General features: G+C 60.5%; 17 protein-coding genes. 8 read left to right on the top strand and 9 right to left on the bottom strand.

Annotated features, from left to right (window positions below):
* The first annotated feature begins 49 nt into the window (after positions 1 to 49).
* Positions 50 to 577, top strand: a complete 528-nt coding sequence (locus tag AX760_RS22625) for an RNA pyrophosphohydrolase (RefSeq protein WP_071835273.1) — start codon at positions 50 to 52, stop codon at positions 575 to 577.
* Between the two features lie 129 nt (positions 578 to 706).
* Here AX760_RS22625 and AX760_RS22620 read toward each other — a convergent pair whose 3' ends face one another.
* From AX760_RS22620 to AX760_RS27815, 6 genes are all read right to left on the bottom strand, one after another.
* Positions 707 to 1,177 carry a YciE/YciF ferroxidase family protein gene (locus tag AX760_RS22620; protein ID WP_071835272.1) on the bottom strand — a complete coding sequence of 157 codons (471 nt, stop codon included), beginning with the start codon at positions 1,175 to 1,177 and terminating at the stop codon, positions 707 to 709.
* A gap of 277 nt (positions 1,178 to 1,454) precedes the next feature.
* Positions 1,455 to 1,946 (bottom strand): bacterioferritin, encoded by a 492-nt coding sequence (bfr, locus tag AX760_RS22615; RefSeq protein WP_071835271.1) that lies wholly within the window; start codon positions 1,944 to 1,946, stop codon positions 1,455 to 1,457.
* A complete protein-coding gene (locus tag AX760_RS22610) occupies positions 1,912 to 2,223 on the bottom strand; it encodes a (2Fe-2S)-binding protein (RefSeq protein WP_071835386.1) in 312 nt (103 codons plus the stop codon). Before AX760_RS22610 ends, bfr begins: the two co-directional genes overlap by 35 nt.
* A gap of 321 nt (positions 2,224 to 2,544) precedes the next feature.
* The gene (locus tag AX760_RS22605) at positions 2,545 to 5,886 is read right to left on the bottom strand and encodes an error-prone DNA polymerase (protein WP_071835270.1); all 3,342 of its coding nucleotides are present in this window, start codon (positions 5,884 to 5,886) and stop codon (positions 2,545 to 2,547) included.
* A complete protein-coding gene (locus tag AX760_RS22600) occupies positions 5,886 to 7,472 on the bottom strand; it encodes a Y-family DNA polymerase (protein ID WP_245295086.1) in 1,587 nt (528 codons plus the stop codon). Before AX760_RS22600 ends, AX760_RS22605 begins: the two co-directional genes overlap by 1 nt.
* Positions 7,354 to 8,313, bottom strand: a complete 960-nt coding sequence (locus AX760_RS27815) for an ImuA family protein (RefSeq protein WP_245295082.1) — start codon at positions 8,311 to 8,313, stop codon at positions 7,354 to 7,356. Before AX760_RS27815 ends, AX760_RS22600 begins: the two co-directional genes overlap by 119 nt.
* 172 nt (positions 8,314 to 8,485) lie before the next feature.
* On the opposite strand from AX760_RS27815, the gene AX760_RS22595 reads away from it, so the two are divergent.
* Positions 8,486 to 8,920, top strand: a complete 435-nt coding sequence (locus AX760_RS22595; protein ID WP_071835268.1) for a metallopeptidase family protein — start codon at positions 8,486 to 8,488, stop codon at positions 8,918 to 8,920.
* Positions 8,921 to 8,942: 22 nt separating this feature from the next.
* Here the strand turns inward: AX760_RS22595 and AX760_RS22590 are convergent, their stop codons facing one another.
* Positions 8,943 to 9,149, bottom strand: coding sequence for a DUF1737 domain-containing protein (locus AX760_RS22590; RefSeq protein WP_071835267.1), 207 nt, complete (start codon positions 9,147 to 9,149; stop codon positions 8,943 to 8,945).
* Positions 9,146 to 10,054 (bottom strand): HpcH/HpaI aldolase/citrate lyase family protein, encoded by a 909-nt coding sequence (locus AX760_RS22585; RefSeq protein ID WP_071835266.1) that lies wholly within the window; start codon positions 10,052 to 10,054, stop codon positions 9,146 to 9,148. The genes AX760_RS22590 and AX760_RS22585 overlap by 4 nt, the downstream gene beginning before the upstream one ends.
* A gap of 154 nt (positions 10,055 to 10,208) precedes the next feature.
* On the opposite strand from AX760_RS22585, the gene AX760_RS22580 reads away from it, so the two are divergent.
* The 6 genes from AX760_RS22580 to AX760_RS22555 all read left to right on the top strand — a co-directional run bounded on the left by AX760_RS22580 (position 10,209) and on the right by AX760_RS22555 (position 15,796).
* Positions 10,209 to 10,454, top strand: coding sequence for a hypothetical protein (locus AX760_RS22580; RefSeq protein WP_071835385.1), 246 nt, complete (start codon positions 10,209 to 10,211; stop codon positions 10,452 to 10,454).
* 119 nt (positions 10,455 to 10,573) lie between these two features.
* Entirely contained in the window at positions 10,574 to 11,179 is a 606-nt protein-coding gene (gene leuD, locus AX760_RS22575; RefSeq protein WP_071835265.1) for a 3-isopropylmalate dehydratase small subunit, read from the top strand.
* Between the two features lie 335 nt (positions 11,180 to 11,514).
* Positions 11,515 to 13,161 carry a BCCT family transporter gene (locus tag AX760_RS22570; protein ID WP_425348887.1) on the top strand — a complete coding sequence of 549 codons (1,647 nt, stop codon included), beginning with the start codon at positions 11,515 to 11,517 and terminating at the stop codon, positions 13,159 to 13,161.
* A 166-nt stretch (positions 13,162 to 13,327) separates the two neighbouring features.
* Positions 13,328 to 14,440, top strand: a complete 1,113-nt coding sequence (gene leuB, locus AX760_RS22565; RefSeq protein WP_071835263.1) for a 3-isopropylmalate dehydrogenase — start codon at positions 13,328 to 13,330, stop codon at positions 14,438 to 14,440.
* A gap of 293 nt (positions 14,441 to 14,733) precedes the next feature.
* Entirely contained in the window at positions 14,734 to 15,441 is a 708-nt protein-coding gene (locus AX760_RS22560) for a phosphatase PAP2 family protein (RefSeq protein WP_071835262.1), read from the top strand.
* On the top strand, positions 15,380 to 15,796 hold the full coding sequence (locus AX760_RS22555; RefSeq protein ID WP_139275897.1) for a hypothetical protein: 417 nt from the start codon (positions 15,380 to 15,382) through the stop codon (positions 15,794 to 15,796). The genes AX760_RS22560 and AX760_RS22555 overlap by 62 nt, the downstream gene beginning before the upstream one ends.
* A gap of 269 nt (positions 15,797 to 16,065) precedes the next feature.
* Here AX760_RS22555 and AX760_RS22550 read toward each other — a convergent pair whose 3' ends face one another.
* Positions 16,066 to 17,853 carry an MFS transporter gene (locus tag AX760_RS22550; RefSeq protein ID WP_071835260.1) on the bottom strand — a complete coding sequence of 596 codons (1,788 nt, stop codon included), beginning with the start codon at positions 17,851 to 17,853 and terminating at the stop codon, positions 16,066 to 16,068.
* Positions 17,854 to 18,217 lie beyond the last annotated feature (364 nt).

The following is an 18,217-nucleotide window of genomic DNA, read 5'->3' as shown; positions in this document are numbered from 1 at the left end:
CCGATGGGGCGGTACCTGCCCGGCGCGGCACACAACAGGGACTATTTGCATGAGCAAGGAAACGGCAAAACCGATGCGGGCAGAGGATCTGCCATACCGCCCCTGCGTCGGCGTCATGGTGCTGAACCGCGAGGGTCTTGTCTGGGCAGGGCGCCGCATTCCCATCGGCAATTCCGAATATGACGGCTCGGTACAGCTCTGGCAGATGCCGCAGGGCGGCATCGACAAGGGTGAGGACCCGCTCAAGGCTGCCTATCGCGAACTCTACGAGGAAACCGGCATGAAGACGGTCTCCCTGCTTGCCGATGCGCCCGGATGGATCAACTACGACCTGCCGGCCCGCCTGATCGGCATCGGGCTGAAGGGCAAGTATCGCGGGCAGACGCAGCGCTGGTACGCCTTCCGCTTCGAAGGCGACGACAGCGAGATCGCCATCAACCCACCCCCTGGCGGTCATGAGCCGGAGTTTGACGCGTGGGCCTGGAAGCCGATGCATGAATTGCCTAGCCTGATCGTGCCCTTCAAGCGCAAGGTCTACGAAGAGGTTGTCGCCGCATTCGCCAATCTGGCCGGATGACGGGTGCGGGGATCGCAAAAGCCGTTGCGGTTCAGAACATATCGCGGCGAACGGACACAGTGTTCGCCGCGAAAGCGTCCCTGAGCCGGCGGATCCTCCACTGGAAGTCCGCCGTATCGGGATGCAATTCTACTTGTTGATCGTCGTCACAGCGATGTTGGTCAACTTGCTGTTGGCGGCTTTTTCCTGATCCAGGATCTCGCTCAGCAGAACATGCGCTTCGTCATTGCCGAGAACCTTTGCCCATTCGCGCAGCGAACCGTAGCGAGCAATCTCGTAGTGTTCGACCGCCTGGCAGGCCGCAAGCAGACCGGCGTCCAGGGCCACACCCTTGCCGTCTTCCATCAGTCCCTCGGTTTCCTTGATCAGGCCGTCCGTTGCATCGCATTTGACAGCTTCCGGCTTGATGCCGAGTGTCTTGAAAACCTTATCGAGCGTCTTGATCTGGCCCTTGGTTTCCTCAAGGTGGTGATCGACCGCTTTTTTCAGCTCGGCGTTTTTCACCGCCTTCGAAACCTTCGGCAAGGCCTTGGCAATGGCATTTTCGGCGTAATAGACGTCCTTGAGCGTGTGCTCGAACAGTTCGGCCAGCGTTTCCATGAAAATCTCCTTTTTTGATGACCCTCAGGAACGTGCGGGATCCATCTTCGTTCCGGCGACAGGTGATCAGGGGAGGCAAGCCCCCCACATGGCCCGATATCCTCTAAGAGAAACAGAGTCCGATGTCTGGAGGAGGGCGATACAGCTGGGGTCATGTCTTTTGCCGGCGCGTTGGCAGCGACCGCCAGTGCTGGAATTCCGCCGCAGGCGACGGCAACGTTCAGCATAAAAAACCGCCGGGAACCGGCGGTTTTTCGTTGCGAAATCAAATGTTGAATCAGTCGCTTTCGGCAGCGTTCGCCGGGGCGGCGTTGAGCTGGCCGTATTTTTCGGCACCGATCGTGTTTAGCAGTTCGAGCTGCGTCTCGAGGAAGTCGATGTGACCTTCCTCATCCATGAGCAACTGTTCGAACAGCTTCATGGTGACGTAATCACCGGCGCTATGACAGATGTCGCGGGAATTCTTGTAAGCGGCGCGGGCATCATATTCGCCCGCGAGATCGGCTTCCAGGACTTCCTTGACATTCTGGCCGATGCGCAAGGCGCCGACCGTCTGCAGATTGGGGTGGCCTTCAAGGAAAATGATACGCTCGATGATCTTATCGGCGTGCTGCATTTCCTCGATCGATTCGGCTCGTTCCTTCTTGGCGAGAAGCGAATAACCCCAATCGTCAAGAAGGCGATAGTGCAGCCAGTACTGGTTGACCGCACCGAGTTCGAGATAGAGCGCTTCGTTAAGCTGCTCGATGACTTTTGTGTCGCCTTTCAAGATCCGCTCTCCTGTTTTCTTCATGGAAGTGTTTGAGGCGGTTCATGAAATCAAAAATATCACCATCCGTCGAGGGGTGACAGGCATGATAACGTTCTGTGGTGCGAATGATTATGTCGATGACATTGGGGAAACAGCCGCAGCACCGGCCGCGCTTTTCCATCGCGTGATAGACCTTGGCCGGTACGATCAGCTGCCAACAGTCCTCATCGAGCAGACCGGTGATGGTGTCCTCGATGTCTTTCTCACTGATAAAATTGCAGCTACAAACCAGCATCTTGTCTTGCCTGTCATATGCAAAGCATTGAATTGGTTCATAAAGCCAAAGCGGACATTTACTGTCAAGAAAAAATTGGCGTGAGAATTTCAACTCACAATCTGGAACGATTCTAAACTTGATGAAAAACATCGTCTTTTCATAACTTTAATTGCCCTCGCTATGCCCAGGCTGTTCGATGTCTTTTTCGACGGGTGGCTTTTTTGTCGCAACATATATTACGGAAACTCGCCGCAGACCGACACAATCGGAGCGCATGAGCGGAGGATCCCGGCGCAGCAAGGCCGGACCATCGTCCGGGTGCCGGTCTGGGGAACTCGGTCAATGAAAGTTCCGCCCCTTGGGCATGACACTTGCGGCGTCCTCGGCTTCCGCAAAAAGACTTCGGGCAATTTCAGGCTGTCCTGCCTTCGCCTTTGCCGCGTTTTTCTGCCGGTGATCGATGGTCGGACGCAGCACTTCGTCGGCGCGCGGATTGGCCGCGAAGCCGCGCATCTCCTGTCGCAGCAGGCCAAGCGCCGGCGTCATATCCTCCATATGGCTTGCGACGACGTGGATGACACCGCTTTCGCTTTGCACTCGCCCGCGGATCTTCACCAGTCGCGCTCCCATGACGACAGCCCGGTATTGTTCGAAGATCTTCTGCCAGACAATGGCGTTGGCGATGCCTGTCTCGTCTTCCAGAGTCATGAAGATCACCCCCTTGGCCGTGCCTGGACGCTGGCGCACCAGGACCAGGCCGGCGACCGTGACCATGCGCCCGCTGCGGATGGTGTCGAGGTGCCGGTTGGTGACGATGCCCTGTCTAGCGAAAGTCTCGCGCAAAAAAGAGACCGGGTGCGCTTTCAGCGACAGCGACAGCGCACGGTAATCGTGGATCACCTGCTCGCCCGGCAGCATGGCCGGCAAAGCGACGTCCGGTTCCATCTGAAGGTCTGCATGACCGGCCTGCTCGAACAGCGGCAGGTGTTCGGCCGCACTGCGTGCATCCAGCGCCCTGACTGCCCAAAGCGCCGCCCGGCGGTCGAGCCCGATGGAACGGAAGGCGTCGGCATCGGCCAGCCGTTCGATCGTTGCGCGCGACAGGTCCGAGCGCAGCCACAGATCCCGTATGGAATCATACCCTTGGCCGCGGAGCCGGACGAGCTTTTCCATGTCGCCCGCGTTGAGGCCCTTGACCAGATTGAAACCGAGCCGGACCGATTTTTCCGACAGGATCACATCGCGCATCTCCCGGTGGCGTGGCTCTATCCGGTCACGATCGTAACCGCCGTCTTCAAGCGCGGCATCCCATGTGGAATGGTTGATGTCGACCGGCAGGACACAAACGCCATGCTCGCGTGCGTCGCGCACCAGTTGCGCCGGCGGATAGAAGCCCATCGGCTGGGAATTCAGCATCGCGACACAAAAGACATCGGGATAATAGGTCTTGAACCAGCAGGACGCATAGACGAGCGAGGCGAAGGAAGCCGCATGGCTTTCCGGAAAGCCATATTCGCCAAACCCCTCGATCTGGCTGAAACAGCGCTCGGCGAAGTCCCGCTCGTACCGATGCCGCGGATTGTTGACCATGCCCTCGATCATGCGTTCCTTGAAATTGCTGACCTCGCCGGTCCGACGAAAAGTCGCCATGGCACGGCGCAGCCGGTCGGCTTCGGCCGGCGAAAAACCGGCTGCCGTGATCGCGATCTGCATGGCCTGTTCCTGGAAGAGCGGCACACCAAGGGTCCGCTCCAGGACATCCTTCAGCTCCTCGCTCGGATATTCCACGGCATCCGGATTCTGACGCCGTTTCAGATAGGGATGCACCATGTCACCCTGGATCGGTCCGGGGCGGACGATCGCCACCTCGATCACCAGATCGTAGAAAATCCGCGGCCGCAGGCGCGGCAGCATGCTCATCTGGGCGCGGCTCTCGATCTGGAAGACGCCGAGCGTGTCGGCCCGACAGATCATGTCATAGACCTCCGGCGTCTGGTCCTCGTAGATCCCGGCCAGTTCTTTTGGCTTCCGGTAGTGGCTTTCCAGCAAGCGCAGCGCCCGGGAGAGACAGGTCAGCATGCCGAGCGCCAAGACATCGATCTTCAATATGTTGAGCGTGTCCAGATCGTCCTTGTCCCATTCGATCATGTAGCGGTCCTCCTTGGCCGTGTTCATGATCGGAACGACCTCGTCGAGCCGATCGCGGGTGATGACGAATCCCCCGACATGCTGGGACAGATGCCGTGGCGCGCCCATCAAAAGCCCGGCATAGGTGAGCACGCGCTGCGTCACCGGATCGGCCATGTCGAGGCCGGCGGCCTTTGCCTGCTCTTCGGAAAAGGATGTCGTCCACCAGCCCCAGATCGAACTCGAAAGGCCGGACTGCACATCCTCCGACAGGCCGAACACCTTGGCAACCTCGCGACCGGCCGAGCGGGCGCGATAGCTGATCACGGCGGCGGCAATGCCGGCATGCTCCTTCGTATAGGTTTCATAGATGTATTCGATGACCTCCTGGCGGCGCTCATGTTCGAAATCGACATCGATATCCGGCGGTTCGTCGCGGTCGCGCGATAGGAAACGGTCAAACAACAGCTTGAAATGCTGCGGATCGACTTCCGTGATGCCGAGGCAGAAGCAAACCGAGGAATTGGCAGCCGAGCCCCGCCCCTGGCAAAGAATATTCCGGCTTCGGGCAAAGTTCACCAGCTTGTGAACGGTCAGGAAGTAGGGCTCGTAGGTCTTCAGATGAATGAGCTCCAGCTCATAGGCAAGCTGCTTCTGGATCTTCAGCGGCGTGCCCTGCGGATAGCGTTTTGCCGCCCCTTCATGCACCAGTCTTTTCAGCATGTCCGCCGGGCTCTCGCCGTTTTCCGCTTCGTCCGGATATTGATGCCTCAGTTCATCGAGACTGAAGCGCAGGCCCCGGAAGAAGCGGGCGCCATTGCCAACGGCATCGGGATAGTCGCGAAAGATCCGGGCCATTTCCTGCGGCGATTTCAGGTGTCGCTCGGCATTGGCCTGCAGGCGGAAACCGGCCTCTTCAATCGTCACATGCGCACGGATCGCCGTGACCACATCGGCAAGGGGACGATATTTCGGATCGTGATAGAGCGCATCATTGGTCGCCAGCAACCGGACACCCAGACTGCTGCCTAGCTGGGCGAGCGTTGCGAAATGATGCCGGTCGCAACCATCATAGCGGGGCACCATCCCGAGATAGAGGCGGGACCCGGCGGTAGTCTTCAGGGCACGCAGAAGGCCCGCGAGACCCTCCCAATCCACAGGCCCCGGTGATGGCATGACGACCAGCTGCATGTCTTCCTGCCACGCCAGAAGGTCGCTCAGGAACAGCGTGCACATCCCCTTCTTCGAGCGCAGGTTGCCGGCGCTGAGCAGCCGGCAGAGATGGCCCCAGCCGCGTCGGTTCTGCGGATAGGCGAGAATGTCCGGCGTCCCGTCGGTAAAGGCCAGTCGCGCGCCGGGCTGGAAGACGGTCTTTTCGAACCTGGCCTTGGCATGGGCCCTGACGACGCCCGCAACCGTGTTGCGATCGGCGATGCCAAGGCCGGCCAGGCCTATCCTGCGGGCATAGACCACCATTTCCTCCGCCGGGGCTGCCCCTTCGAGAAACGAATAATTGGTCCGCGCGCCGAACTCGAAGAAGACCGGTTGCTGCATCAGGCAAACACCCCGTGCATGAACCAGCGGGGCGGGGTAGTCCCATGGCCGTAAAGACCGTTGCGATAAAGCCAGAACCGGTGGCCGTTCTGATCCTCGATCCGGAAATAATCGCGGGTCGGCGCCGTCTCGCCATCGACCCACCATTCCGCAGCGATCCGCTCGGGTCCTTCGGCGCGCTCGACGCGATGCAGCGTGCGGCGCCATTCGAAACTCTCCGGAGCCCCCTCGGGAACACCCGCGACAAACGCCTGCACCGGCTCAGGATACTGAAACAACCGCAGCGGCCGGGCTGTGCGATAATAGCCGGTGGACGATACAGCCCGGGCGGGTGCCGAAAGAGCGGCCATGTCCGACAGTGGCTGGAAGGCCGCGGCGCGCTCCGGCAGATGGCTCTCCATGAGAACGGGCACAGACAGGCTGTCGGGACCGAGACGGGCCACCACCTTGTCGGCAAAAGCAGCCAGCGACAGGTTCTGGTCGGCCGTTCCGGAAAAATCCTGCTGGGCCTGGTCGAACGGCTCGGCCTTGAGCACCGAAAGACGCACGATCTCGAAACCATAGCCGGCATCAAGATCGTCATGCACGGCCTGGAGCCGCTCACGGTAGAGCCCCGCCACCCGTGCCGGGTCGCGCAGGGCGGCGGCTGTGCGGGCCTGGATGCGGAAAACCTTGCCGTCGACCCGAAACAGAAGAAGCTCGAACAGGCGGCCGCCTTCGCCCCGTTCTTCCAGGCCCGGCACAAGACCCTTGGCGAGTTGCAACGCAAGGCCGAGAATATCGTCCTCTCCCTCGACAGGGGTCAGGAGCCGCCGCTCCATCGACAGGCTGGCGACGGCGAGGCGTGGGGACAGCGGCTCATCCTCGAGCCCGAGGGCCTGGTCGAGACGCAGCAGCAAATGCGGACCGAAACGGCGGACGAGGGGGGCCCGCGGCAGGTGGAGAATATCGCCGACCTTCGTCAACCCGACGCGCGCCAGTGTCCCGACGGTATCTCGCGCAAGCCGGAGCGCGGCAAGCGGCATCGGCGACAGGATATCTTGGGCATCCTCGGCGGCGGCAAGCATCCCCGTAGCGCCGAAATGCGCCATCGCCCAGGAGAGGCCGGGCGTGTTCGAAATCGCCGCCCGCGCCTCGACACCCAGATGGAAAAGACGAAGCAGCAGATCGTCGAGAAGCGCCTTTTCACCGCCATGCAGATGGGTGCAGCCGGTGATATCGAGAAAGAGCCCGCGATCGCCATCCATCGCCACCAGCGGCGTATAGCGGTCGCACCAATCGGCCAACCCCTCGAGAAAGGCCCGATCCGCCGCCGGATCAGCCGGGATCACATCGATCACTGGCCGGATGGCGCGGGCTTCGGTTATGCCCTGGCCAAGACTGAGCCCGGAGCGCTCCGCCACCTGGTCGAGCGCCACGATCCGCATGGCGTTTTTCACAGGGCCGGCGAAAACAACCGGCGGATGATCAGGACGCCCTTTTGAAAGCCACGACATGCCCCAGCGCAGGCGGGCCACCCGGTCGGCCGGCAGATGCGGGAAGGTGAGCGACAGGATGCGCTGGGTCTGGCTGAACAGCGGCTGCATCCGGGCCGAAGGAGAAAAAGCGGCGGTCATGGGGACTCCATTCCAGGACTGTGCCAGCATGCGAAAGCATCCGGCTTTTTTCGGCAATGACGTGAAAAACGGGATTTCCGATGCTGCCGGGCAGCAGCCCGCCATCCGGCAACGGATGTCCACGACCCGGGCCAGGCTCCACCCGCAGCCGGAAAAGTGCACTGCTTGCCTCTTCCGCGCCGGACTGACGCAGCAGGAGCAGCGGTGTTCCGCCCGCGCGGGCCCGCACGTGCAGCCGCCGGCTTTCGCTGAGGCCGAGAGAAGCCGGGTTGCCGCGCACCTCCAGAATGACGGCGGCGAAGACCGGCGCGGTCAGGGCGGCTTCGACGATCCAAAGCGCATCCTGAACGGTGCGAGGCCGGCCGAGCAGGAACCGGCGCATATCCAGGCCGTGCGCCTGAAGGCCGACGGCATAGGGCAGGCCCGCTTCCGTCGCCCCCATCGCCTGGCCGATCCAGAGAACGGGCAACCGGCTGTCGGGCAAAGTCGCACCTTGGCAAAGAGCGGCAATGGACAGAGCAAAGCCGGTCGCGGCACCCGCATCACGGGTCTGCGCGGCGCGGATTTCCGTCAGACCTTCCAATGGAAAACCGCCATCGAGAATGCGGTCCAGCGCATCGATGCCGGTCAGCAGAACCTTTCTACCCATGACCTTGCCGATGCTTTCTCCCGCACCCTCCCTCTGCCGGAATCCGGCATCATCGACACTGCGGGCAGCGCGGGCACGCCCTGGAAGCTTCTGGTTCTCGATCCGGGCGATGGTTTCGCGAAGCGCAGAAAGTCCCGCCCGCGGCATAGCTTTTGTGGCCATGACGGTCAGCTCCTCGAAAAATTGTTCCTGTTATGTTCTTATAGATTCCAGAGCTTCAAAAAAGAGTCAACGGCAATTTTTAAGAATTTATTCCTTGACCGGGACGGGCCGGAATTCATCACTCGAAATATGCGGATGAAATCGTTATATGGAGGTCAGTTAGGGAGTACGCATGGCCAGGATTGACCAGACCGATGACTGGCGGGAACGCCACGCGCCAACCATCAGCACGTTTGAATCCCTGACGCTGGAGGCCTACAGCCACCTACCGGAAGAGTTTCGTGCACTGGCCAGCGACCTCAGCATCGAGATCGCGGATTTTCCGAGCGAGGATGTGTTCGATGACATGGCGCTGGAAACGCCGTTCGACCTGCTCGGGCTTTTCGAGGGCCGTGGCGTAACCGAGCGCTTCACTATGGAAACCGGCGAGATGCCGAACCGGATCACGCTCTACCGCCGGTCGATCATCGATTACTGGGCGGAGAACGAGGAGACCCTGGGCGACATCATCACCCATGTTCTGATCCACGAAATCGGCCATCATTTCGGTCTTTCAGACGACGATATGGAGCGGATCGAGGCCAGCGTCGACCATGTTGGCGGGTAGGGAACCCGACCCGCCCTACAGTTTAGTGCTCGGACAGCTTTGTATCCGGCGTATAGTCCTTGCCTTCGACATCCTTGACCACGGCCTGGCCGCACATCATCTGCCGGGTTTCCTGGTTCCAGGCATAGGTCGGCGAGCCATAGAGGTCCCAGCCCTTGTTAAGCGCGGCGGTGACCTTGTGGCAGAAGGCAGAATCGTCCTGCGCGGTCAGCAAACGGTAGAGTTTCAAGCGCGTATCCCTTTATGTTGAATGGCTGTTGCCTTGGCGGCCAGCCGCAGCGCCTGGTCAAGATGCAGGCGCTCGACCATGCGGCCCTCAAGATTGATCACCGCTTTACCGGCATTGTCCGCAAGCGCAAAGGCATCAATGATCGAGCGCGCCTCGGCCAGCGCCAACGCATCCACGCCGAAGCGGTCATTGGCCGGGCCGATCTGGGCGGGGTGGATCAGCATCTTGCCATCAAAGCCCATGGCACGGCCCTGGGCACATTCGCCGGCAAAACCCTCCGCATCGCGAAAATCGTTGAACACCGCATCGATGATGTCGAGCCCGCTGCCGCGCGCGGCAAGCAGGACCTGCATCAGCCAGGGCACGAGATAGGCCCGGCCCGGCAGGTCGGGCAGGCCGGTTTCCTTGCGCAGGTCGTTTACGCCCGGCACGAAACAATCGAGCCGTCCGCCACGGGTGCGGCCGGTCTCGGCGATGGCGGCTGCATTCAAAACACCGCGCGGGGTTTCGATCATCGCCCAGAGACGCAGGTTCTCCGGTGCATCGCTGTCGGACAGGGCATCGACGACCGTCTGGATGTCCTGCGGGCTCTCGACCTTCGGCAGCAGCAGCGCGTCAATCGGCGCGGACGCAAGCGCTGCCAGATCCTTTTCGCCAAAGCCTGAGAACAGGCTGTTGATGCGGATAATGACTTCGAGGTTTGGCCGGCGCTGATGCGCCAGATGCGCGATCAGCGCCTCGCGGGCCTGCGTCTTGCCATCCGGGGCGACGGCGTCCTCGAGATCGTAGATGACAGCGTCGCAGTCGAGAACGGCCACCTTGGCAAGCGCCCTGGCATTGTCGGCGGGAACACAGAGAACCGAACGGCGGAGACGGACGGGGTGGCGATCGGAAGGACTTGTCATGGGCGCAGTCTTGCCCGGCTTTCGCCTTTTTCGCAAGGCAGACTGCGGCATTCCAGGTGACGCATCCCAGTGACGCGTCCTCCCGAAACAAGCCACCTCTTGCAAACGGACGACGGCGAGACCACATCCTGGGTAACGAAAGGTTATGACGCTCATGCAAAGCATTCGCACTTTCTTCCTGACGGCCGTCGGCATCGCTTTCACGCTGATGGCCTTTGTGTTCACGGCCTCGCTCGGACTGGCGCTGGCTGGCATCGTCTCTGTGCTCTTGATCGCTTCGGCTGTGTCTGCCCGGTTCTTGCCAAAGCCGGTGCGCGCCAGAGCAAACCGCGATACCCGACGCCCGGCACGCGAACCGCGCATCTGGAACGATGGCCGCGGCACGATCATCGACCAGTGATCGGCGCCACGGCTGGTCGATGTAGATTTCCCTTCATTTTCACGTGAAATTGCTCTAAACGCTGGGCGCAAATCCCGTGGTTCCCTCCGTGGTTCCGTTGAAATCGAAGGTTTTCAGTCATGGACAAGTTCGTCAAGCTCACCGGCGTCGCCGCGCCGCTCCCCGTCGTCAACATCGATACGGACATGATCATTCCGAAGGATTACCTGAAGACGATCAAGCGCACCGGCCTCGGGACCGGTCTCTTCGCCGAAGCGCGCTACCATGAAGATGGCTCGATCAACGAAGAGTTTGTCCTGAACAAGCCGGCCTACCAGAATGCCAGGATCCTCGTGGCGGGCGATAATTTCGGCTGCGGATCCTCCCGCGAACATGCGCCCTGGGCGCTGCTGGACTTCGGCATTCGCTGCGTTATCTCGACCTCTTTTGCCGACATCTTCTACAACAACTGTTTCAAGAACGGCATCCTGCCGGTCGTCGTCTCTCCAGAAGACCTCGAAAAGCTGATGGACGATGCCAGCCGCGGTTCCAACGCGGTCCTGACCGTCGATCTCGAAACCTGCGAGATCACCGGACCGGACGGCGGCACGATCAGCTTCGAACTTGACGCCTTCCGCCGCCACTGCATGCTGAACGGCCTCGACGATATCGGCCTGACGCTGGAAAAAGCCGCCGCCATCGACAGCTTCGAAAAGGCCAATGCCGTTTCGCATCCCTGGGCCTGAGCAATCCTTTTTCGACACAACAACAGGCTGACCTTTGTGCAAAGGTCAGCCTGTTTTGCGTTTACAGCCGGGCTTGCCTTGCCGAGAGCGGGTTGAAACAACACATTTCCGCCCTATTTCGTTCGATAGCCGTGCAATCGTCTGCAAAGATCCCATGGGACCAGCAGGACACGGCCTCGAAAAGCTGAAAGGGGGATCCTCCCTCGACATCTCGCTGCGCGCGGACAGCGCCCCTTCGTCAAAGACTGTTCCGTCGTCTGGCTCCTTCGGCTCTCCCGGATCCCGAAAACGCCGCACGTTCCAGGAAGAGAGGATATCAAGATTTGCCCGACATCGTGACCGACCCCAATCTCGCGCCAGGCGAGGAGGGCCTTCCCAGCCCGGAAGGCCAGACCGAAATCATCGAAACGACCTACCAGCTGGGCCAGGACAATATCAGCTATCGCAGGCGGTTCGTTTTCGAGCTGGATATTCACAATGTGGTCTTCAGCGTTTCGGCTTTGGGCATTCTCGCCTTTACGGTTCTCACACTCGCTTTCCAGTCGACCCTTGAGCCTGCCTTCACCGGGCTCAGGGCGTTCCTGACCGCAAATCTGGATTGGCTCTTCCTGCTCACGGGCAATGTGCTCGTGCTCGTCTGTGTGGGCCTGATCCTTACGCCGCTCGGCCGCATCCGCCTCGGCGGTCCGGACGCCACGCCTGATTATTCCACCCTGTCCTGGTTTGCGATGTTGTTTGCCGCAGGCATGGGCATCGGCCTGATGTTCTACGGCGTGTCCGAGCCCATAGGCCATTTCACGGCAGCCCTGGAGGGGCCTGTTTTTGAAAATGGCGTGCGCACGGACTGGGCGCCTCTCGACGGCGCCGTGGGTGATCCGGAGGCCTCCCGTCGTCTCGCCATGGGCGCCACGATCTTCCATTGGGGACTGCATCCCTGGGCGATTTACGCGATTGTCGCGCTTTCATTGGCGTTGTTTTCCTACAATAAGGGGCTGCCGCTGACATTCCGGTCGATCTTCTACCCGATCTTTGGAGAGAAAGTCTGGGGTTGGCCAGGTCACGTCATCGATATTCTCGCTGTTTTCGCCACGATCTTCGGCCTCTCCACCTCCCTGGGCATCGGCGCCCAACAGGCGGCCGGCGGCCTCAACTTCCTGTTCGGCATTCCTTCGACCGATACGACGACCATTCTGCTTGTCATCGGCATCACGGCCATCGCCACGGCCTCGGTGATCATGGGCATGGACAAAGGGGTGCGGATTCTCTCCGAGATCAATATGGGGCTCGCCGGCCTTCTGCTGATCTTCATCATTGCCGTTGGACCGACATGGCAGATCGTCAGCGGCTTTTTCCTCAATCTCGCAGCCTATGTCGAACATCTGCCGGCCCTCTCCAATCCCTTCGGGCGCTCCGACACCAATTTTGTGCAAGGATGGACGGCCTTCTACTGGGCCTGGTGGATCAGCTGGTCTCCCTTTGTCGGCATGTTCATCGCCCGCGTCAGCCGTGGCCGTTCGGTCCGGACGTTTCTGCTGGCAGTCCTGATCATTCCCTCGATCGTCTCCACCCTCTGGATGACGGCACTCGGCGGCACCGCCATCGGCCAGATCATCAATCAGGGCATCACCTCTGTTCAGGATGCAAAGCTGGAGTTGCAACTGTTCGAAATGCTGGCCCTTCTGCCCCTGACATCGATCACCTCTTTCATCGGGATTGTCCTGGTGATTGTATTCTTTGTCACCTCTTCGGATTCCGGCTCCCTTGTGATCGATACGATCTCGGCCGGCGGCAAGGTCAATGCGCCGGTGCCGCAGCGGATTTTCTGGGCAACGTTCGAAGGCCTCGTGGCTATTGCCCTGCTGCTCGGCGGCGGTCTGGTTGCGCTGCAGGCCATGGCGGTGTCGACCGGACTGCCCTTTGCAATCGTTCTCCTGGGCGCCGCATTTTCCCTGATCAAAGGCCTGCTGGCCGAGCCCCGATAGGACATTCACCACCGCAAGGGCGACGACCGGCAATAAAACCGGGCGTCGCCTGTCACGGAAAACGGCGAACGAATCTTGCTGGAAGGCGATTTTATTTGCGTGGAAGTTGCGCTAAGAACGCGCCAACATCTGCAAAGCACACGCTTCGACCTTAAAGGAATGCCCCATGACAGTGCGCAATCTTTTCCTTCTACCCGGCGACGGCATCGGCCCGGAAGCCATGGCGGAAGTCCGCAAAATCATCACCTATATGAACGCCGAAATGGCGGGCGGCTTCACCACCGACGAAGGTCTGGTCGGCGGATGCGCCTATGACGCCCATGGCGCGGCGATTTCCGATGCGGACATGGCAAAGGCGATGGCGGCCGATGCCGTGCTGTTCGGTGCCGTTGGCGGCCCGAAATGGGATGACGTCCCCTATGAGGTGCGCCCGGAAGCCGGCTTGCTGCGCCTGCGCAAGGACATGGAACTGTTTGCCAACCTTCGCCCGGCGATCTGCTATCCGGCGCTCTCTGACGCCTCTTCGCTGAAGCCGGAACTGGTCGAGGGCCTCGACATCCTGATCGTGCGCGAGCTCACCGGCGGCGTCTATTTCGGCGAGCCGAAGGAAATCATCGACCTCGGCAATGGCCAGAAGCGGGGCATCGACACGCAGGTCTATGACACCTACGAGATCGAGCGCATCGCTGGCGTCGCCTTCGAACTGGCGCGCACCCGCGGAAACCGTGTCTGCTCGATGGAGAAACGCAACGTCATGAAATCCGGCGTTTTGTGGAACCAGGTGGTGACGGCAACGCACAAGGCGAAATATTCCGATGTCGCGCTCGACCATATGCTGGCCGACGCCGGCGGCATGCAGCTGGTCCGCGCGCCAAAGCAGTTCGACGTGATCGTCACCGACAACCTGTTCGGCGACATGCTCTCGGACGTTGCCGCCATGCTCACCGGCTCGCTCGGCATGCTGCCGTCTGCCTCGCTCGGCAGCCCGGATGCCAAGACCGGCAAACGCAAGGCGCTTTACGAGCCCGTGCACGGCTCTGCCCCGGATATTGCCGGCAAGGGCATCGCCAACCCGATTGCCATGATCGCTTCCTTTGCCATGTGCCTGCGCTACTCCTTCAACCTCGTGAAGGAAGCCGACACACTGGAAAAAGCGATCGCCAACGTGCTCGACAAGGGCGTGCGCACTGGCGACATCATGGCTGATGGAGCACGACAGGTCGGCACCGTCGAGATGGGCGATACGATCCTCGCGGAATTCAAGGCGCTTTCGGCCTGACGGTTCGCTGGGCACAAAGACAATCGAATACGGCATCCGGATCGGGCGATTCGGGTGCCGTTTTTGTTCGGCGGGCTTGAACGGCGGCGGCAGGCCCACACTTTGAGCAGGATGACCACCCACGTTCGGTCATGCCGGTGCGCACCACAGGAACCAGTCATGCGGCGTCCGTCGCGCGAAAGGGTTGTTCGCCCACGGACATGCGCACGCCGGGTTGCCGGCGAGGGTTGACATGACGGGGCAGGTAGGCGCTGAGCAAGAACGAAACACGCCCATGCCAAGAAAGTACATTCATGAACAGACCGCTGTCCTCATCCGCCTGGCTGCTTTTGGCCATTGCCGTCCTGGTCGTAGCGCTGCTTCCCTTTGACGGAACGATCTCGCAGCGAGCGCAGGCCCTACCGCCGGCGATCGTCGCCTTCAACAACAGAATCACCGATTTCGGCACGTTTGCCTGGATGATCTACGGGGCCGGCTCGGTCGTCATCATCGCCTACATCACGGGCCGAGTTGCCAGCAGCAATAGCTTTTCGTCCAGGTCGAAAAGAGCATTTCGGCTGGCGCTGTATTTCCTGGTGACGATCGGCAGCGCCAGTGCGCTGGTGCATCTCGCCAAGCTGATCATCGGACGGGCAAGGCCGGAGCTATTTGCGGACTATGGTGCGCATAGTCTGTCGTGGCTCGCAGGCCATGAGTGGGTGTATCAGAGCTTTCCGTCCGGCCATGCGGCGGCCGTGGGCTCCTTTTTCGGTGCCTTCTCCATGCTGGTGCCGCGTCTGCGCATCCTCTTTCTGCTGGGCGCGCTGACGATCGGTGTGACAAGGGTCGTCGTCGGAGCACATTATCCAAGCGACGTGGCGGCGGGACTGCTCTTGGGCCTGTGGACCGCGATCATGACCGCCTTTCTCTTTGCCGCGCGCAACTGGCTTTTCCAGCGCGATGAAAAAGGCTGGCCACGGCCTGATTCCAGCGCTGAACGCAACGCACAAGGCGATTCATGATCCTTTCGTATGCTTGCCCATGCCGAGACTTTGTGGAACCATGCTTGCTGCTGCAAACAGAGGATCTAAAATGTTGGAAACACTCGTCTCTCAGCTGACAGATCCGTTCCGCATAGGATTGATTCTGTTCCTGTTCCTGACTGCCTTGCGGACGCGCGCAGCGACCGGCCTGGCGATGCCACTCGGTCTTGGCGTTGTCTTCGTGGCAATCCTGTTGCCGATGACAACGGGATCCGCCGACGTCACGGACAATGCAGCCCGGCTGACCGCGATGGCCTACGGCGTCGTCGCGAATGCCATTATTCTCGGATGTTTTGTTTCGGGTTGGGTCGTTTGGACAAAAGCCCGTCAATAAAGCCTCGGCCTCTTTGACGGCACGATCTGCTGCAGGCGACAGACGTCGACTGCTGTGAAGGCTCGACCCTGCATCGCAGGACGACATCATGTCCTCTTCCGAACAGGGATGCGCTGAAAAACACGATTCCTCGTTTGCGCACCATGGATACGACACGCAAAAACACGACGCTGCGGCGATAACCACGGCGTCGTGTCCCTGAAAACTGCTGTCGGTCGTAAAGCCTATAATCAACAGGCTGGCCCGAAGGCCAGCCTGTACAACGATGTCTAGTCGTCCGCGAAGATATCTTTCTTGTGCGTGTTGCCCGGCACGAAGAGAATGCCGATGACGACGGTCGCACCCGCAATGATGATCGGGTACCAGAGGCCGCCATAGACGTTGCCGGTCTGCGCCGAGATGGCGAAGGCTGTTGCCGGCATCAGGCCACCGAACCAGCCATTGCCGATGTGATAGGGCAGAGACAGGCCGGAGTAGCGGATGCGGGTCGGGAACATTTCGACCAGCATGGCAGCGATCGGTCCATAGACCATCGTCACAAGCAGGATCAGATAGGTCAGGATCAGAACGATCGTGATCTTCTGGCCGGTGAAGATATCAAAGAAGTTCTGGGCACGGGCCACGGTTGTGTTCGCCTCGGCCGACAGCGGATAACCCGCGGCCGTCAGTGCATCATTGACGCCTTTGGTGAAGGCAGCCGTGCTTGTCTTCAGATCGTCGCCGGTCAGTACAGCGGCGTCATAGGCGGTGATGACCGTATCGCCGACCTTGACCTGGGCAACGGTTGCCGCAGGATCTTCAACGGTCGTGTAATTCACCGACGTGCGAGCGAGGGTCGCTTTCGCGATATCGCAGGACGAGGTGAACTTGGCCGTTCCTGTCGGATTGAACTGGAACGAGCAGTCTTCTGGCGAGGCGGTGACCGTGACTGGGGTCTGGTGCGCCGCGTAGAGGGCTGGGTTCGCCGTCTGGGTCAAAAGCGGGAAGACGAAGTTGTAGGTGAGGGCTGCGATCAGGCATCCTGCGAGAATGATCGGCTTGCGGCCGATACGGTCCGAAAGCGCGCCGAAGAACAGGAAGCCGCCGGTGCCGAGGATCAGCGACCACGCCACGAGAACATTGGCGGTGAAGCTGTCGATCTTGATCACATTCTGCATGAAGAACAGGGCGTAGAACTGGCCCGAATACCAGACGACAGCCTGACCGGCGACGAGGCCGAACAGGGCGATCAGGGCGACCTTGCCGTTCCTCCAGGTTCCGAAAGCCTCACGCAATGGCGCCTTGGACGCAGCGCCCTCTTCCTTCATTTTCTTGAAGGCCGGGGATTCGTTCATCTGCAGGCGGATATACAGCGAGATGAGCAACAGGCCGATCGAAGCAAGGAAGGGAATGCGCCAGCCCCACAGATCGAAGGCCTTGATCATCTTTTCCGTGCCGTCGGGGTTCATCACAACCGCGCCGGCCGCATCGAGAACCGCTGTCGGCGCCCAGTTGCCGTTGATGTAACCCTGTACCGAGAGGATCACGATGAGCGAGAGCAGCAGACCTAGGGTCGCCGTGGTCTGGATGAAGGCGGTAAAGTAGCCACGCTGGTTGGCGGGGGCGTGTTCGGCCACATAGACCGCAGCACCACCATATTCGCCACCGAGTGCCAGCCCCTGCAACATGCGCAGGATGATCAGGATGATCGGCGCAGCAGCGCCCCAGCTGTTGTAGGACGGGAGCAGGCCGACCAGGAAGGTCGACAGACCCATGATCAGAATGGTCATCAGGAAGGTATATTTGCGGCCGACGATGTCACCGAGCGCACCAAAGACCAGAGCGCCAAAAGGACGCACGATGAAGCCGGCAGCGAAAGCCAGAAGCGCAAAGACGTTGCGGGTGGCTTCCGGGAAGGCGGTGAAGAACTGTGCGCCAATAATCGCGGCGAGCGAACCGTAGAGATAGAAGTCGTACCATTCGAAAATCGTGCCGGCGGAAGAGGCCATGATGACCTTCCGCTCCTCTCCCGTCATGGGGCGCGAGCGATCCCCCGCGTTCGTTTGTGCCATTGCCATTTAATGCCTCCTCCTTGTTCGCCGACCTTGCAATCGGCCCCATAGTGCCATTGACGGTAGAACCGCTCCCCCAAGGCACATTTTCCTCCATCTAGACGGGCCAGACTAGTTTACGTGCGCGACGTGCCAAGCCCACGATTGGTCGTAAGACAAAAGTCGCATGCCAGCGCCTTTGCCCTGATGCGGCGCGCTCCGGAGCCGGTGTTCCTGCTGCAAGGATGGCCAGTCCTTTGGCAGGCGGACTTTGGCTGCAGGACTTGACGGCCGGGACATCCGGGTCGGCGAAGACGGGTGGTTCGATCCTTCCCGCCTTGACTCTGCGCCAGAAAAGGGTATGAGCAGCAGCGGAAAAGGGACACGCAAT

This window comes from Pararhizobium antarcticum, assembly GCF_001885585.1.
Lineage (GTDB): Bacteria > Pseudomonadota > Alphaproteobacteria > Rhizobiales > Rhizobiaceae > Pararhizobium > Pararhizobium antarcticum.
The sequence above is the reverse complement of the archived record's forward strand: the minus strand, read 5'-3'. Positions and strand labels throughout refer to the sequence as shown.

Bases quoted from the DNA above. Each gene is read 5' to 3' on its own strand.
- AX760_RS22625 (WP_071835273.1), top strand. From the start codon at position 50: ATGAGCAAGGAAACGGCAAAACCGATGCGGGCAGAGGATCTGCCATAC.
- AX760_RS22620 (WP_071835272.1), bottom strand. From the start codon at position 1,177: ATGGAAACGCTGGCCGAACTGTTCGAGCACACGCTCAAGGACGTCTAT.
- AX760_RS22610 (WP_071835386.1), bottom strand. From the start codon at position 2,223: ATGCTGGTTTGTAGCTGCAATTTTATCAGTGAGAAAGACATCGAGGAC.
- AX760_RS22605 (WP_071835270.1), bottom strand. From the start codon at position 5,886: ATGCAGCAACCGGTCTTCTTCGAGTTCGGCGCGCGGACCAATTATTCG.
- AX760_RS22600 (WP_245295086.1), bottom strand. From the start codon at position 7,472: ATGCAGCCGCTGTTCAGCCAGACCCAGCGCATCCTGTCGCTCACCTTC.
- AX760_RS27815 (WP_245295082.1), bottom strand. From the start codon at position 8,313: ATGGCCACAAAAGCTATGCCGCGGGCGGGACTTTCTGCGCTTCGCGAA.
- AX760_RS22595 (WP_071835268.1), top strand. From the start codon at position 8,486: ATGGCCAGGATTGACCAGACCGATGACTGGCGGGAACGCCACGCGCCA.
- AX760_RS22585 (WP_071835266.1), bottom strand. From the start codon at position 10,054: ATGACAAGTCCTTCCGATCGCCACCCCGTCCGTCTCCGCCGTTCGGTT.
- AX760_RS22580 (WP_071835385.1), top strand. From the start codon at position 10,209: ATGCAAAGCATTCGCACTTTCTTCCTGACGGCCGTCGGCATCGCTTTC.
- leuD (WP_071835265.1), top strand. From the start codon at position 10,574: ATGGACAAGTTCGTCAAGCTCACCGGCGTCGCCGCGCCGCTCCCCGTC.
- leuB (WP_071835263.1), top strand. From the start codon at position 13,328: ATGACAGTGCGCAATCTTTTCCTTCTACCCGGCGACGGCATCGGCCCG.
- AX760_RS22560 (WP_071835262.1), top strand. From the start codon at position 14,734: ATGAACAGACCGCTGTCCTCATCCGCCTGGCTGCTTTTGGCCATTGCC.
- AX760_RS22555 (WP_139275897.1), top strand. From the start codon at position 15,380: ATGAAAAAGGCTGGCCACGGCCTGATTCCAGCGCTGAACGCAACGCAC.
- AX760_RS22550 (WP_071835260.1), bottom strand. From the start codon at position 17,853: ATGGCAATGGCACAAACGAACGCGGGGGATCGCTCGCGCCCCATGACG.